16 protein-coding genes are annotated in these 15497 nt (G+C 42.1%); 14 read left to right on the forward strand and 2 right to left on the reverse strand.

Going from position 1 to position 15497, the window contains the following annotated elements:
• Window positions 1–3: 3 nt before the first annotated feature.
• The 4 genes from aspS to METVE_RS0105780 all read left to right on the forward strand — a co-directional run bounded on the left by aspS (window position 4) and on the right by METVE_RS0105780 (window position 3905).
• Window positions 4–1788: an aspartate--tRNA ligase gene (aspS, locus tag METVE_RS0105765; RefSeq protein ID WP_026362026.1), complete on the forward strand. Its 1785-nt coding sequence runs from the start codon at window positions 4–6 to the stop codon at window positions 1786–1788.
• A gap of 175 nt (window positions 1789–1963) precedes the next feature.
• The gene (locus METVE_RS0105770; protein WP_020167506.1) at window positions 1964–2356 is read left to right on the forward strand and encodes a VOC family protein; all 393 of its coding nucleotides are present in this window, start codon (window positions 1964–1966) and stop codon (window positions 2354–2356) included.
• Between the two features lie 184 nt (window positions 2357–2540).
• Window positions 2541–3344 carry a quinoprotein dehydrogenase-associated SoxYZ-like carrier gene (locus METVE_RS0105775; protein ID WP_026362027.1) on the forward strand — a complete coding sequence of 268 codons (804 nt, stop codon included), beginning with the start codon at window positions 2541–2543 and terminating at the stop codon, window positions 3342–3344.
• Window positions 3345–3485: 141 nt separating this feature from the next.
• Window positions 3486–3905, forward strand: a complete 420-nt coding sequence (locus tag METVE_RS0105780) for a secondary thiamine-phosphate synthase enzyme YjbQ (RefSeq protein WP_020167508.1) — start codon at window positions 3486–3488, stop codon at window positions 3903–3905.
• Window positions 3906–4027: 122 nt separating this feature from the next.
• Here the strand turns inward: METVE_RS0105780 and pqqA are convergent, their stop codons facing one another.
• Both pqqA and METVE_RS0105790 read right to left on the reverse strand, forming a co-directional pair.
• A complete protein-coding gene (pqqA, locus tag METVE_RS12895) occupies window positions 4028–4099 on the reverse strand; it encodes a pyrroloquinoline quinone precursor peptide PqqA (RefSeq protein ID WP_012777389.1) in 72 nt (23 codons plus the stop codon).
• Between the two features lie 193 nt (window positions 4100–4292).
• Window positions 4293–4724, reverse strand: a complete 432-nt coding sequence (locus METVE_RS0105790) for a CBS domain-containing protein (protein ID WP_020167510.1) — start codon at window positions 4722–4724, stop codon at window positions 4293–4295.
• A 155-nt stretch (window positions 4725–4879) separates the two neighbouring features.
• On the opposite strand from METVE_RS0105790, the gene METVE_RS0105795 reads away from it, so the two are divergent.
• The 10 genes from METVE_RS0105795 (at window position 4880) to METVE_RS0105840 (ending at window position 15477) form a co-directional block, all read left to right on the forward strand.
• Entirely contained in the window at window positions 4880–5383 is a 504-nt protein-coding gene (locus METVE_RS0105795; protein WP_020167511.1) for a MarR family winged helix-turn-helix transcriptional regulator, read from the forward strand.
• Window positions 5384–5497: 114 nt separating this feature from the next.
• Window positions 5498–5875, forward strand: a complete 378-nt coding sequence (locus METVE_RS0105800) for a YybH family protein (protein ID WP_020167512.1) — start codon at window positions 5498–5500, stop codon at window positions 5873–5875.
• A 48-nt stretch (window positions 5876–5923) separates the two neighbouring features.
• The gene (locus tag METVE_RS0105805) at window positions 5924–6841 is read left to right on the forward strand and encodes a DMT family transporter (protein WP_020167513.1); all 918 of its coding nucleotides are present in this window, start codon (window positions 5924–5926) and stop codon (window positions 6839–6841) included.
• Between the two features lie 144 nt (window positions 6842–6985).
• Entirely contained in the window at window positions 6986–7711 is a 726-nt protein-coding gene (locus tag METVE_RS0105810) for a YebC/PmpR family DNA-binding transcriptional regulator (RefSeq protein WP_020167514.1), read from the forward strand.
• Window positions 7711–8271 carry a crossover junction endodeoxyribonuclease RuvC gene (gene ruvC / locus METVE_RS0105815; RefSeq protein WP_020167515.1) on the forward strand — a complete coding sequence of 187 codons (561 nt, stop codon included), beginning with the start codon at window positions 7711–7713 and terminating at the stop codon, window positions 8269–8271. Before METVE_RS0105810 ends, ruvC begins: the two co-directional genes overlap by 1 nt.
• Before the next feature lie 89 nt (window positions 8272–8360).
• Entirely contained in the window at window positions 8361–8945 is a 585-nt protein-coding gene (gene ruvA, locus METVE_RS0105820; RefSeq protein WP_020167516.1) for a Holliday junction branch migration protein RuvA, read from the forward strand.
• 234 nt (window positions 8946–9179) lie between these two features.
• A complete protein-coding gene (locus METVE_RS0105825; RefSeq protein ID WP_020167517.1) occupies window positions 9180–10025 on the forward strand; it encodes a DUF4349 domain-containing protein in 846 nt (281 codons plus the stop codon).
• Between the two features lie 236 nt (window positions 10026–10261).
• Window positions 10262–12334, forward strand: coding sequence for a TonB-dependent receptor plug domain-containing protein (locus tag METVE_RS0105830; RefSeq protein WP_020167518.1), 2073 nt, complete (start codon window positions 10262–10264; stop codon window positions 12332–12334).
• A 100-nt stretch (window positions 12335–12434) separates the two neighbouring features.
• Window positions 12435–13346 (forward strand): ABC transporter substrate-binding protein, encoded by a 912-nt coding sequence (locus METVE_RS0105835; protein ID WP_232415401.1) that lies wholly within the window; start codon window positions 12435–12437, stop codon window positions 13344–13346.
• Window positions 13336–15477, forward strand: a complete 2142-nt coding sequence (locus METVE_RS0105840; RefSeq protein ID WP_020167520.1) for an EAL domain-containing protein — start codon at window positions 13336–13338, stop codon at window positions 15475–15477. The genes METVE_RS0105835 and METVE_RS0105840 overlap by 11 nt, the downstream gene beginning before the upstream one ends.
• The last annotated feature ends 20 nt before the right edge of the window (window positions 15478–15497 follow it).

The following is a 15497-nucleotide window of genomic DNA, read 5'->3' on the forward strand; positions in this document are numbered from 1 at the left end:
ACTATGCGTACACATTATTGCGGCCACTTAAACCGCTCCCACATTGGCCAAACTGTTAGTTTATGCGGCTGGGCGCATCGCCGCCGCGATCATGGTGGCGTGATTTTCATTGATTTGCGCGACCGCGAAGGTATGGCGCAAATTGTAGTTAATCCAGATACCGTTGAAGCATTTAAAGTTGCTGAATCTGTGCGTAGCGAATATGTATTAAAAATCACATGCGTAGTACGCGCACGCCCAGAAGGCGCAGTGAACGCTAACTTATCTACTGGCGAAGTGGAGATGATTGCCACTGAGATCGAGATTTTAAACGCATCGTTAACGCCGCCATTTATGTTAGATGACGAAAACCTAACTGAGACAGTAAGACTTGAGCATCGCTACATCGATTTACGCCGCCCAGCGATGCAAAAAAACATGATGTTGCGTTATCGCGTGGCTAAAACCTTGCGTGATTATTTAGATGTCAATGGTTTTATTGAGGTGGAAACACCGATGTTAACGCGTAGCACTCCAGAAGGCGCGCGCGATTATTTGGTGCCAAGCCGCGTGCATGCGGGCCAGTTTTTTGCGTTGCCGCAATCACCGCAACTATTCAAACAATTGTTGATGGTGTCAGGTTTCGACCGTTATTTCCAAATCACTAAATGCTTCCGCGATGAAGATTTACGTGCTGATCGTCAGCCAGAATTCACGCAGGTGGATATTGAAACGTCATTTTTGAGTGAAAACGAGATTATGGACATTGTCGAAGAAATGATTCGACAAATGCTTAAATCAGTACAAAACGTAGATTTACCAGCTAAATTCCCACGTATGCCATTCAGTGAAGCAATGAATCGATATGGTTCAGACAAGCCTGACATGCGCGTAACGTTAGAAATCACTGAGCTTTCAGATGTGATGAAAGACGTCGATTTTAAAGTGTTCGCAGGCGCTGCCAATATGGCAGGCGGGCGTGTGGCTGCCTTGCGTGTGCCAAACGGCGCTGCAATTGCGCGTAGCGAAATTGATGCATATACCGAATTCGTCAAAATCTACGGCGCAAAAGGTTTGGCTTATATCAAAATTAATGATGTGACTAAATTGAATGAAGAAGGTCTGCAAAGCCCAATCGTTAAAAACATTCACGCTACAGCATTACAAGCAATCATTGACCGTACTGGCGCGCAAAATGGCGACATCGTTTTCTTTGGTGCAGATAAAACTAAAGTGGTTAACGAAGCACTTGGCGCATTACGCCTAAAAGTCGGTCACGATAAAGGCCATGTAGATGGTCGTGCATGGGCGCCATTGTGGGTGGTTGATTTCCCAATGTTTGAACACGATGAAGAAAATGACCGCTGGGCTGCGTTACATCATCCGTTCACCGCACCAAAAGATGGTCACGAAGATTTGTTAACTTCTAACCCAGGTGCTGCGCTTTCAAAAGCTTACGACATGGTGCTAAACGGCTGGGAAGTTGGCGGCGGTTCAGTGCGTATCCATAAACAAGATGTGCAATCTAAAGTATTCGATGCACTAAAAATCAGCAAAGAAGAAGCGCAAGAGAAATTCGGCTTCTTGTTAGATGCCCTGCAATATGGCGCGCCTCCGCACGGTGGTCTAGCATTCGGTTTAGACCGTTTGGTGACATTAATGGCTGGCGCAGAATCCATCCGTGACGTAATTGCTTTCCCAAAAACCCAACGCGCGCAATGCTTGATGACTAATGCGCCGAATGATGTAGATGAGAAACAGTTGAGAGAGTTGCATATTCGCGTGCGGTCACAAAACCCAGCGGCATAAAATGCACTCACTTCGCGATACCATTGTTACATCCGCTTGCCGTACTAATCGTACTGTTTACGCGAATGTGCCTAGTTCTCGCATCGTGAATTACATTTTTAGTTATGCAAACTCAGCAGGTTTATGAATAACGTACCGATGATGAGTTACGATTTTATTTGAGAGCGTGAATATTATGCCAGCTACCGAAATTAACCATATCAACCTCCGCGCCAATCGCGACATGATGCATGTGTTGCGCGATTTTTATTGCGATATTGTCGGCTTAACAGTTGGGCCGCGCACGGCGACGACCAGTTATGGCTTTTGGCTTTATATTGGCGATAACGATGTGGTGCATATTGCCGAATATAACAAGGGTGTCGGCGCACCAGATTTGCATGTGAATGGTACTTATGATCACGTATCGTTTACTTTCACCGATATGCCTGCGATGGAAGCACATTTGCAGGCGCACCAAATCGCTTACACCACGCGTACCTTAATGAATGGCGTTAAGCAGATTAATTTTAAAGATCCTGCGGGCAATGGAATCGAGCTGAATTTTGAAGAATTCCGCAACGTTTAGATAGTTAAAAATTCGCAGATTTGGCGTGTGTGATACGAGTCACATACAAATGATTGATTAAAACTAAAATGGTCGCCAGTAGTCAAATTTCTAATTGGATATGTACTGGATAAAGTTGATTCAGCGGATTAATATTCATTAGGTTTAACATTGATGTGTGCCGATGAAGTGGGTGGAGAAAATCATGAAAGCAAAACAATATCTATTCTGTACGTTGCTAGCCGCCAGCATTTTTGTTGGGGCTAGCCAGAGTGCGATTGCAGAACCAAATGCGCAATTATGGCCTGTAATGAAAGAGGCTTTTTTTGAAAAGCGCCCTATGACAGAGGTCACATTTATGAAGATCGATGCACCGCGTCGCGCCGAAAGTGGTGCGCAAGTGCCAGTCACTTATACAATTGATAATGCCGCCGCTAATGGTGTGGTGATCAAAAAACTCTATGCTTTTGTGGATGCAAATCCGATTCCTTTAACCGCTACTTATCACTTAACCGATGCATTGGGTGACTTTCATTTATCGACACGGATTCGTTTTGAAACAGATGCTTATGTGCGTTTAGTCGGCGAAACAGCAGATGGTAAATTATACTTAGCCTCGCGCGAGATTCGTGCAGCTGGCGGTTGTGGTGGTACGGTGGAAAACGATGAAGCGGCAACACGTGCGGCAGCAGGCCGTATCAAAATGAATGTAGAAGTGCCAGCAAAATTTGGGGTTGCAACGCCTGCCACATTTAATATTAAACACGTGATGCGCACCGGCCTGCAACGCGATTTAGTTTCGCAAGGTTTTGTACCTGCTTTTTACATTAAGAAAACAGAGTTTACTTACAATGGTAAACCTGTGATGACGGTTGATGTAGGCGTGGGAACGGCGGAAGACCCTTATTTCAAATTTAATTTTGTGCCAAAAGAAGCGGGTAAATTAGAAGTAGTAGCAACTGATAATGAGGGAAAAAGCTTTACACATTCGGTTGATGTGAAAAGTTAACCATTAAAATAGGGTAAAAAATCTTATTTAAAAGGCTTCTTTTTAGAAGCCTTTTTTATTGCTAAAAATGATAAATGTCATGTGTGGTAATAACTGGCGGTGCTAAAATTGGCACAGTAATAGGAAAATTAAGGAGCAAACATGAAAAGCTATCGAAAAGAACTTTGGTTTAATCCGCCCACACGTGTGGCGTTTATTCGCATTACGGAGCAGATTAATGAATGTTTGCGCGAAAGTGGCGTACGCGAAGGCTTGGTTTTAGTGAATGCCATGCATATTACTGCCAGCGTGTTTATTAATGATGATGAACGTGGATTGCATCATGATTACACGCAATGGCTAGAGCGACTTGCGCCGCACGAGCCAGTCAGCAGTTATCGACATAATGATACTGGCGAAGATAATGCCGATGCACATATGAAGCGCCAGATTATGGGGCGCGAAGTGGTGGTGGCGATTACAGAAGGCCATTTGGATTTTGGGCCTTGGGAACAGATATTCTATGGTGAGTTTGATGGCAGGCGCAAAAAACGCGTGCTGGTTAAAATCATTGGTGAGTAACGCAGAAAATAATACCAAATAATGTAAATCAAAAAGTTGAGCTAAATATTTGGTTAAGTGACATAAATAACGAGCAATAAAAAATGGAGCAATTGCTCCATTTTTTAATAATGAATTAAGGCTTATTTATTCATTACGTACATTGTAACTTCAAAGCCAAAACGCATTTCTGTCGCTGCTGGAGTTGTCCACATGATAAATATCCTTTTCATAAAATAATTAAAAATTCAGTATCACAACAAACAATCAAATTAATTTCTTTATTCGTTGCTTGTTTGTATGACTGCATTGTGCGCCTACAGTTTGCTTAAAGTGCTGCGTTTTGGCATGAATGCCGTATACGTATTTTCATGAGCTTGACATCATTAATCTGTGTTAAAAACTCAATCAGCCGCGTATATATTGCTCTAACTCTTTAATTAAGCGTTGTTGATAGGCGATTGTCTCTTTAACCAAATCGCCCAGCGACAGCATGCCGAGTAACATTTTATCGTGCATCACAGGTAAGTGGCGGATGCGCTTTTCACTCATCATACTTAACATTGACTCTACTAAATCGTTGGGTTCGCCAGTAATCACCTTTTTCGTCATCACTTCATCTACTTGTGTGGTTTTGGATGATCGCCCTTTTAAAATGACTTCGCGCGCGTAATCACGTTCTGAAAAAATACCGACCAGTCGGCTATCTTGCATCACGGCTAAAGCGCCGATTTTATATTCAGCTAAAATTACCAACGCATCAAAGACAGGGCGATTTGGCGCGATGCTAATGATCTCTTTATGTTTTTTATCATTTAATACTTGTTGTAAAGTTTTCATGTTCTTCTCCTGCTTGGTAGCAACTTAAATATACTCCTATAAATAATTTAGCCAATATCTAAGCAAAAAATAAACCCATGACAATAAAACAGTTGACATAGTTAGCCAGCTAACTATAATGATACTAACTATTTTTAAGTTAAATCTATTTAACTATGCTGCAATTAAGAGATCTTCCAAGCCCAGAAATATTAGGTAAATTCGCCGAACGTTATCCCGACGCGGATGTGACGGCGATTTCTGGTTTTTTGTATTTGCTGCGTGTGGCGACTGATTTATCGTTGGCGTTAGATACCTGCTTGAGCAAACACGATTTATTGCAAGGCCGTTGGTGGGTGCTGATTTTACTAATGCGCGAAGAGTCCGTGACATCAACGCCATCAATATTGGCGGAAAAGGTGGGCGTAACACGTGCCACGATGACGGGTCTGTTGGATGGGCTGGAGCAAAATGGTTTAGTGACTAGAGTGTTTGCCAAAGAAGATAGACGCAGTGTGAATATACAGTTAACCAGTGCAGGACAAGCTAAATTGGATGTGGTGATGCCAGATTATTATCGCCGCTTAAAGCAGTGCATGCAGGCTTTGGATGAAGAAAAGCGTATACAGCTTCAGCAATTATTAGGCTTAATCAATATGGGCATTCCAGCGCTTATTTAATCTGGTTTTCAGCATTAAATACGCATTTAATCAGTAGATACTTTTAATAAGTAATACTTTAGTAAGTAAGTTAACCTTAATTTTTAATCAATTTTTTTAAAGAGAGCAACCATCATGAGTAATATTCAAACAGAAATAACCGCAATCAATGCAAAGTTTGACCAAGCGTTAAATAGCAAAAACGCAGCAGATATCGGCAAACTATATGACGCCAATGCAACCATCATGCCTGCACCAGCTGGCGCGCCAGTGACTGGTACAGAAGCAATTCAAGCTTTTTTTGCTGGATTGATTGAAGCCGGTGTTATTGACCACAAACTAACGTTAACTGAAGCTGTGGAAGATGGTAATTTAGCTTATCAGCGTGGCAATTGGGCTGGTGCGATGATTGATGCAGAAGGTGTGCGCCAAACTTTCGGTGGCAATGTACATCTTGTTTATCGCAAACAAGCTGACGGCGGTTGGAAAGCCGTAACACATATTTGGAATTAACTTGAATCAACAACTTCGCTTAAAATACGCTAATTAAAGACAATATTCATGCAAAATAGCACAAAAGTGACCATACGCGCATTTGCCGCATTGTTGGTATTAACCATTATTTGGGGTTATAACTGGGTGGTGATGAAAAGCGCGCTGCAATATGCTGGGCCTTTTCAATTCGCGGCATTGCGTACTTTTTTTGGCGCTTTAGTTTTGTTTGTAGTGATGTATTTCACTAAAAGGCCAATGGTATTAAAAGAGTTTCCAACCATGTTAGTACTCGGCTTATTACAAACAGTCGGTTTTACAGGCTTGCTGGTATGGGCCTTGGTTGAAGGCGGCGCGGGCAAAACGGCTGTGTTAACTTATACCATGCCTTTTTGGGTCATGTTATTTGCTTGGCCAATGTTGGGCGAAAAAGTACAAGGCTGGCAGTGGTTGGCAGTAGTTTCTGCCATATTTGGCATGGTGCTTATTTTTGATCCGCTACACATTAAAGCCGATGGTTTCAGCATGTTTTTAGCGCTGTGCTCAGGCGTTTCATGGGCGTTATCCGCGATCATTTCTAAAAAATTGCATCAGCGCAGCCCGGATCTGGATTTACTTAACCTATCTGCTTGGCCAATGTTATTAGGTTCAGTGCCAATGGTGGCCATTGCGTTTCTAGTACCCGCGGCGCCCATTCAATGGACGGGTTACTTTATTGGGTCAGTATTATTTAATGTGTTTTTAAGCGGTGCATTGGCTTGGTTGCTATGGCTATATGCGCTACAACGCCTGCCGGCAGGCGTTGCCAGTATGGCGTCTATGTTAGCGCCGGTGATTGGCGTCGTCGCCGCATGGATACAGTTAAATGAAGTGCCGAATACTTTTGAGCTTATTGGTATGTTGTTGATTGCATTGGCATTAGTGCAGATTTCAATCATCACAATGCGTGAACGTCAGCCTGTAGATTGTGCACAAGGCCAAGAGTAAATCTGTCGCTGATAAGCGTTAATAAAAGATGTGAATAAAGCAGCAAAAGACTAAAGCAATGGCAGCCGTTAACTAGCTGTAAGCCTATGATAAAATGCCTTGAACTATTAAAAATTTCGATGAAAAAAATCTCAAGGAAACAGTATGGCAGGTCATAGTAAATGGGCAAATATTCAACATCGTAAAGGTCGCCAAGACGCCAAACGCGGTAAAATCTTCACCAAAATCATTAAAGAAATCACCGTTGCAGCCCGATTAAGTGGCGGAGATGTCACCATGAACCCACGATTGCGCGCCGCAGTTGCTGAAGCAAAAGAAGAAAACATGCCTGCCGACAATATTATGCGTGCCATTAAAAAAGGCACGGGTGAGCTTGAGGGCGTAAATTACGAAGAAATTCGCTACGAAGGTTACGGCATCAATGGCGCCGCGATTATTATTGATTGCTTAACCGATAATAAACAGCGCGCAGTAGCAGATGTGCGCCATGCCTTGACTAAATTCGGTGGAAATCTGGGCACAGATGGCTCAGTTGCTTTTATGTTTAAACATTGCGGTAGCTTGGTATTTGAGCCAGGAATAAGTGAAGATAAAGTGATGGAAGCCGCACTGGAGGCTGGCGCGGAAGATGTCGTGACGGATGAAGATGGCAGTATAGAAGTGATTACGGCAGCCAACGATTTTATAACTGTAAAAGAAGCGTTAGAAGTGGCAGGTTTAAAGCCAGTGCTAAGTGAAGTAACCATGAAGCCGCTAAACGAAGTTGAATTTGCAGGCGATGATGCGATAAAAATGCAAAAAATCTTGGACGCATTAGAAGATTTAGATGATGTACAAGATGTTTACACTACCGCTTTAATTGAAGAATAGTGATTACTCGCATACTTGGAATTGACCCAGGCTTGCGCAACACTGGCTTTGGTGTGATTGAAAAAGTGGGTGAGAAAATCACTTATATTGCCAGCGGTACTATTAAAACTGCCAGCGGCAAAAAAAATAAAGTTGAAGGCGAAGACGATAGAGAAGAATTGCCAGCACGGTTAAAAATTATTTTGGATGGACTGTTTGAGGTGATTGATACTTATCAACCTAACCAAGTGGCGATTGAAAAAGTGTTTGTTAACGTGAATCCGCAATCCACTTTGCTGCTTGGACAAGCGCGTGGTGCCGCAATCAGTGCGGCGGTCATTCGCAATTTAATCGTCGCGGAATATACTGCGTTGCAAGTCAAGCAAGCAGTTGTGGGCAATGGCCACGCGCAAAAAGAACAAGTGCAGGAAATGGTCAAACGCTTACTCAATCTGCCCGCGGTACCCAAGCCAGATTCTGCTGATGCGCTTGCTTGTGCGATATGCCATGCACATGGCGGGCAAGGGTTAGGAAAGTTGGCGACGGCAGGGTTTCGAGTCAAAAACGGTCGGCTTGTTTGAAAACATTCTATCGTCACGATACGGCGTTGTAGTTTCGATTAGCTATAATGATTTCAAGCGGTTTACACACATTTATTTAAAGCAGAATTATGATTGCACGATTAAACGGTATTTTGATTGAAAAAACGCCACCGCAAGTGGTGATTGACTGTGCAGGTGTAGGTTATGAGGTGGAAGTGCCGATGAGCACTTTTTACAATCTGCCTGAAATCGGCGCAAAGGTGCAATTATTGACTTATATGGTGGTGCGTGAAGATGCGCAATTGCTGTATGGTTTTGGCTCAGAACAAGAAAAAAGCACATTTAAACAACTGCTTAAAGTAAATGGTATTGGCGCAAAATCGGCTTTATCTATTTTAAGCGGCGTTAGTATTGAAGATTTAATCAACGCGGTTAATCTGCAGGAAGTCGCCATGTTGACGCGCATTCCTGGCATCGGCAAAAAAACGGCAGAACGGTTATTGCTTGAACTAAAAGATAAGTTTTCAATAAACGGCGTGAGTAGCGTTGGTATTGCGCAGCCCAAATCAGCGGCTAGCGATATACTCAATGCCTTATTGGCGCTGGGTTACAACGATAGGGAAGCATCAGCGACGATTAAATTATTGCCTAAAGATCTGTCGGTTTCGGAGGGCATTCGTCAATCGTTGAAATTCTTATCTAAATCGAGTTAACTACACATGTGTGAATGACTGATTAAAGTGATTTAATTCATCCATTTAATGAAATTTTTTAAAAAAGCCCTCACTGAAAAGTGAGGGCTTTTTTAATATGGTTTGGCACTACTGGCTTTTACGCATCAAAAAGGTACAATTCGGCAATATTAAAGGCGTTATTTACTTTGTAACTTAAAGTCTTTTCAAAAATGAAATCTTCGCTAATTAAAATTAAGTAAATAAGGTGAATTGATGAAATACGGTTTTATTGCACTATTGTTGCTAATGTTAATGGCTTGCAATCAGCAAGATTCTGCTCCTGCTGTGCCAATGGCGAAAATGGCTGCCGATTCAATCGGAGGCGCTCAACAACGATTAACAGAACCAAGATTAACAGGGCAAGGTTTGGCTGAAACACAGTCGGCCACCAAAAAATATATCGCTTTACGTCATCATCTGCAAATTGAAACTGCGCCTGAAAAAATGCAGGCTAGTTTTGATGCTGCAATCAAACATTGCGAAGCATTAAATTGCCAAATGCTGAGTGCAAATTACAATCGCCAAACACCTTACAGCCCGCCATCTGCTTCATTAAGTCTGCGAGTGCCGCCTAAAAATGTCAGCGTATTTTTGGCTGGATTATCAAAAAATGGCGAAGTGATGCAACACAGCCGTGACAGCGAAGATAAAACCAATCAAGTAATCGATGCAGATGCGCGGATTAAAAATCTAACCGATTTAAGGGATAGATTGCGTTTGATGTTGGGCGATAAAACGGCAAAATTCAAAGATATTATCGATGTAGAACGCGAATTGGCCAACACGCAAAGTCAGCTAGATAGCATCGCCAGTATCCGCAAAGTGCTGGCATTAGAAACAGATTTGGTTGCGGTGAATATCGATTTTTCTGCTAGCCAAGGCATCACAGAACAAGGATTTTTTGCACCAGTGGCACGCGCATTAAAAAATGCTGGCCAAGTGATGATGGAAAGTTTTGGTGCAGTGATTACTTTTGTTGTAGGTGTGATTCCATGGTTATTGATTGGAATTCCATTGATTTGGCTGGCGCGTAAATATTGGGTCAAGCTTAAAGGGTGATAAAAATAGCCCAGTTAAAAATGGCCCAATAAATAGTGTTAACTACGGTTAACTTCTGCAAAAAAACAATAATTGAATCACTTTAACGCATAAAAAATGTGATGGTCATTGTTAGATGAAAATGCCGCATTACAGAGCATTCGGCAATATCGTGTTGAATCACAGGATATTCAATATAAATTGTTAAACCATAAAGTCCCTCATAACAGGGCTAGATTAACGCTGGCGTATTCATCATGAAAAACTACTTAAATCAATTATTGTTTCTGGCAGTCATCATCGCTTGTGAGCCATTGGCATTTGCAGAAGAGTCATCAGCGGACATGTTGTCTGAGGATGATTACATGGGCGAAGTGCCAAAAGTGCTGACGGTATCTCGATTGGCTCAAGCAGCAGCAGACGTGCCTTCTGCGGTAACAGTGATTAGTCGCGAAACCATTCGTGCTAGTGGAATCGTGGATTTGCCAGAAATATTTCGTCTAGTGCCTGGCATGTACGTGGGCACAAATGCTGGCTATGTTTATAACACCAATCATGCTGTTAGCTATCACGGCATCAGCAATGCTTATCCGGGCACAATGCAAGTGATGATTAACGGTCGCTCTGTCTATAGCCCACTATTTGGTGGTGTTAACTGGAGTGAATTGCCAATTGCGCTAGTTGATATTGAGCGTATTGAAGTCACACGCGGCCCGAATGCCGCCAGTTATGGTGCAAATTCTTATTTTGGCGTGATTAATATCATCACACAAACACCCTCTGAAACCCCTAGAAACACGATTGTTGCAACGCACGGCAGTGGACGTAACGAAGCATTTTATCGGCATGCAGGAAAAGTGGATGATTTTGGTTATCGAATAACAACTGGTTATCGACAAGATGACGGTTTAGATAACCGCAACGATTTTAAACGCACGCGATTTATGAGCGCCCAAGCGGAGTATCGGCTTGATTCAAATGATAACCTAGAGTTTGAGTTTGGTATCACCGAAGGCGCGCGTGGCGAAGGTAATATTAACGAAGATAACCTTGTTTTTTTGCCACGCACCAAGCAAATTAACAACCATTTTGGGTTAATTCGTTGGCGACATAATATTTCGGAAACCAGTGATTTAACGCTACAAGCCTATCACAGCTATGATCGTTCGGATGATACAGCTACTACTGTTAATTTAAGACCTTTGATTGCAGCGGTCCCTAGCCCACAAGCGCCAATAATTGCAGCTGCACTTGTTAATGGCAATGTATTCATCAACAACGAAGTCGTGCAAAAACGTACTGATATTGAGGCACAGCATACTTTCGCACTTGCTGATAATGCGCGTGCTGTGTGGGGCGCCAGTATACGGCGCGACTCGACATACGCACCATTTTACTTGGCAACTAAAGATACTGATTATTTTGATTTGATGCGTTTATTTGGCCATGTTGAGTTGCGCCCGCACGAAAAGCTCACCATCAATGCTGGTGCCATGCTGGAACATAACGATTTCTCAGGTACCGATATTTCACCTAGAGCGAGCATTAACTTTAAGCCAGATGCTAATCATAGTTTTAGACTCGGTGTTTCTAGTGCGCTACGTACGCCCAATTATGTGGAGGAGAGGTTCCAAGATAGATTGGTCATACCAACCACGTTAGCAAGTACTCAAGCGCTCATTTTTCAATATAGAGCCAATAAGGGCGACGTAGAACCAGAACAAATTGTCTCCACTGAATTGGGTTATATTGGAGAAGTTGGCCGTTTGCATTTAGATGTGCGGTTATTCAGTGATCGTATTAATCATGTGATAAGAGATGTTGACCGGACCGATTTTACCGCGCCTGCAAATACTTTATTACTGAATCCAATTTTGGATGCAGACATTACGACTAATAGCAACCAAGGTGGTGCGAGAATTGAAGGTATTGAGTATCAGGCGAATTGGCCATTAACGCGCGATACCCGATTATTGTTTAATCATGCTTATGTGTATATTCGTGAGACACAAGATGGATTAAAGCGTAATTATACAAAGTCAATGCCACGCAACACGATTAGCACGCTTATTACTCATCGCTTTAATCCTCAGTGGGACGGCAGTTTTGCCTATTATCAAACAAGCGCAACTACCCTTTTGGGGGATGGCGATCCAGTCGATTTAATCAGAAAATGTGATGTTAGACTGGCGCGAAAGTTTGATTATGGGCGCCGCAACGGCGAAATCGCGTTTGTTATTGAAAATCTGTTTAATGATCATTACCAAGAGTTTGCTGATTACAACACCCTTAAGCGACGAGCGCGCGTGAATGTCAGGCTTGATTTTTAATGCATTTTAAATATTGGGCTTGCAAACTAAAGTGATTAATTTGTTTATTTTTAGAATTAAAAAAAGGATTCTGTATAAAAAATTAACACTTGTCATGTTAATGCTTGGTTTTTTTGTACCTACTATTTCATGGGCTTATACAGGTGTCACCATTATATTAAGCGCGCCCACTGCAACAAACCTAGAGTTTGTAGAGCATTTTAAAGATGAGTTGATCAGTTCTAAAAACACGGCACTGCATGTGAAAATAATTGATTTACAGGAAGTGAATAAATTAGTAGTCGCCGAAAATAGTGAGCTAGTAATTGCATTAGGTGTAAATGCACTAGAGGCTGCCAGTAAATTGAAACACACTACGCCAGTAATCGGTGTATTTACGCCTTTACCAGCATTTAATACTTTGCTTGCTTCTAGCCGGCGCGATCTAGGGAATTTTAGTGCAATCGTGCTGGATCAGCCTTATATGCGGCAAATGATGCTCATTAAGTCGGTGATGCCGAATATCAAAAATTTAGGTGTTTTGCTGGGTAAAAACTCATCTCAATATAGTGAGTTAATTAAAGACGCAGGGGAAAAAACCGCTATTAATATCACTGAGGAAAGCGTTGCGCAAGAATCTGACTTAATCCCTAAATTGAAAAAAATATTAGATAACAACGATGCGCTAATCGCGATCCCGGATCCACTTGTGTATAGCCGTGAAACCGCGCAGCCTATCCTACTGACGACATACCGACATCTCAAGCCAGTATTTGGTTATTCTCGGTCTTACGTACAAGCTGGTGCGTTGGCTGCAGTGTATAGCACGACTAAACAATTGGCTAAGCAAGCCACAGAAATAGCGGTGAAATCGCAAGCGGCACCAGGTATTTTGCCACCACCACAAACGCCGCGCTATTTTTCAGTTGCGGTGAATTATCAAGTCGCGCGCTCACTAAATATAGTGGTGGAAGACAAAGACAAATTGCAGAAAAAAATAGCTGATATCGAGCTGGCACAGTATGAAAAATGACAGTAGTCGATTAGGCTTTAAAAATTTAGGCATCAAATCCAGAGTTATTTTGCTGGGTACCATCCCTGCTATGCTGTTCGCGATTATTTTGGCTGGTTATGCAATTTCTAATGTATTCGGTGTATTAAATCAATCGCTGAGTGACCGTGGCCGCATCATCGCATCGCAATTGGCGCCCGCGGCAGAATATGGCGTCTTGTCAGGTAATCGCCAAATTTTGCAAAAACTGGTAGAGCAGGCGCTTTCAAGTGAGCAAGAAGTGAGAACAGTATTAATTGTTGATAATAAAGGCCGAGTATTAGCGCTCAGTGGCCGCCCATTATCGCAAGAGTTGGTTAATCATATCGATAAAGAAAACCTGAAAGAACTTAAGCAGAAAAACGGCATTATTTTTACCTCGCCAATTTATCGCAGCTTAGTGGAAATCGAAGATTTTTCTAGCGTATTTGATACTGAAGACAATGTAAAAACTGCAGATAGTCAGTTAGAGATTGGTCATGTCTATGTGAATTTAAGTAATCAGACTTTACAAAACTTAAAGCTAGATTTAATTACTAAAATCTTGTTAATCGGTTTATTCGGGCTGGCAATCAGTGCATTAATTGCCTGGCGAATCGGGCGCAATATTACTAAGCCTATTCAAGAAATTGCGAGTGCTGTTAACAAAGTCAGCGAAGGTGTCTTTGCGCAAACCATCACTGAAAACTCTAGCGGAGAGTTAAAAACGCTGCAAAAAGGCTTTAACTCAATGTCTACAAGTCTTAAGCACGCTTATGACAGCATGCAGGACAAAATTAATGATGCAACTAGCATGTTGCGCCATCAAGCGCAGCATGATGATTTAACTGGTTTAGTTAATCGGCGCGAGTTTGAAGTTAGATTAGAGCGTTGTCTAAAAAGTGTGCATGAAGTCAATGCGCAGCATGTGTTCTGTTATATGGATTTAGATCAATTTAAGTTGGTGAATGATACCTGCGGTCATGCAGCGGGCGATGAATTGCTCAGGCAAGTGAGTGTGCTTTTAGCCAATAGAATGCGTGATAGAGATACTTTGGCGCGCTTGGGTGGTGATGAATTTGGCCTGTTGCTTGAAAACTGTAGCTTGTCAGATGCGAGTCAAATTACCAATACTTTGTTGAAAATCGTGCACGACTTTCGATTTATGCACGATGATAAAATCTTTAATATCGGCGTCAGTATTGGTATGGTCGTCATCAATGCGAGCTTTGAAAGCGTGAGTGAGATTGTTCATGCGGCTGATTCTGCCTGTTATTCCGCTAAAAAAGCGGGCCGCAATCAAAGCTTTTTATTTAGCGCGGGCGATATTGAAGTCAAACAAAGGCGCAGCCAGGTAGAGGCCATTGCAGATATAACTGATGAAATTGATGATGAGCAATTTACCTTATATTGCCAGCCAATCGTGCCGCTTTCATCTAACGTACCTGCGCAGCATCACTATGAAATACTGATCAGAAAAGTAAGCGCAGATGGCACAATCATATTGCCAACCTCGTTTATTGCTTCTGCCGAGCGTTATCATTTAATGCCTAATATCGATCGTTGGGTTATTAAAAATACGTTTGCGGCTTATCGCGATATGTTGGATAAAAGTAATGAAAAATGTAATTATGTGTTTTCAATTAATCTATCGGGCACGTCTTTAGGTGACAAGAGTTTGCTGGGTTTTATTCGCGAACAGCTGGTAGTTTACGCTATACCGCCAAGCGCTATTTGTTTTGAAATCACTGAAACTTCTGCGATTGTGAACCTTAAAAACACCATTCAACTATTTGGCGCATTAAGAAATTTAGGCTGCAGTTTTGCTCTGGATGATTTCGGTAGCGGTATGTCGTCATTCACCTATTTGAAAAATTTTGAAGTTGATTATTTGAAAATTGATGGAGCTTTCGTTAAAGAAATGCACATCAATAAAATTGATCACGCCATGGTGCGCTCAATCCATAGCGTGGCTGAAGCGATGAACATTAAAACCGTGGCTGAGTTTGTTGAAAATGAACATATTTTAAGGGAATTAAAAACCATCGGCGTGCATTATGGGCAAGGCATGCATCTCGGTTCACCAGTCGCCATTAAAAAATTAATTGAGAATTTTTCGCAATTATACTCATAATAGGCTGTTGTAATATTTGT

Source organism: Methylotenera versatilis 79 (assembly GCF_000384375.1).
Taxonomy (GTDB): Bacteria; Pseudomonadota; Gammaproteobacteria; order Burkholderiales; family Methylophilaceae; genus Methylotenera_A; species Methylotenera_A versatilis_B.

Coding starts and splice junctions, on each gene's coding strand:
- ruvA (WP_020167516.1), top strand. CDS start 8,361: ATGATTGCACGATTAAACGGTATTTTGATTGAAAAAACGCCACCGCAA.
- METVE_RS0105825 (WP_020167517.1), top strand. CDS start 9,180: ATGAAATACGGTTTTATTGCACTATTGTTGCTAATGTTAATGGCTTGC.
- METVE_RS0105790 (WP_020167510.1), bottom strand. CDS start 4,724: ATGAAAACTTTACAACAAGTATTAAATGATAAAAAACATAAAGAGATC.
- METVE_RS0105770 (WP_020167506.1), top strand. CDS start 1,964: ATGCCAGCTACCGAAATTAACCATATCAACCTCCGCGCCAATCGCGAC.
- METVE_RS0105800 (WP_020167512.1), top strand. CDS start 5,498: ATGAGTAATATTCAAACAGAAATAACCGCAATCAATGCAAAGTTTGAC.
- METVE_RS0105830 (WP_020167518.1), top strand. CDS start 10,262: ATGAAAAACTACTTAAATCAATTATTGTTTCTGGCAGTCATCATCGCT.
- METVE_RS0105795 (WP_020167511.1), top strand. CDS start 4,880: ATGCTGCAATTAAGAGATCTTCCAAGCCCAGAAATATTAGGTAAATTC.
- METVE_RS0105840 (WP_020167520.1), top strand. CDS start 13,336: ATGAAAAATGACAGTAGTCGATTAGGCTTTAAAAATTTAGGCATCAAA.
- METVE_RS0105775 (WP_026362027.1), top strand. CDS start 2,541: ATGAAAGCAAAACAATATCTATTCTGTACGTTGCTAGCCGCCAGCATT.
- aspS (WP_026362026.1), top strand. CDS start 4: ATGCGTACACATTATTGCGGCCACTTAAACCGCTCCCACATTGGCCAA.
- METVE_RS0105780 (WP_020167508.1), top strand. CDS start 3,486: ATGAAAAGCTATCGAAAAGAACTTTGGTTTAATCCGCCCACACGTGTG.
- METVE_RS0105805 (WP_020167513.1), top strand. CDS start 5,924: ATGCAAAATAGCACAAAAGTGACCATACGCGCATTTGCCGCATTGTTG.
- METVE_RS0105810 (WP_020167514.1), top strand. CDS start 6,986: ATGGCAGGTCATAGTAAATGGGCAAATATTCAACATCGTAAAGGTCGC.
- METVE_RS0105835 (WP_232415401.1), top strand. CDS start 12,435: ATGCTTGGTTTTTTTGTACCTACTATTTCATGGGCTTATACAGGTGTC.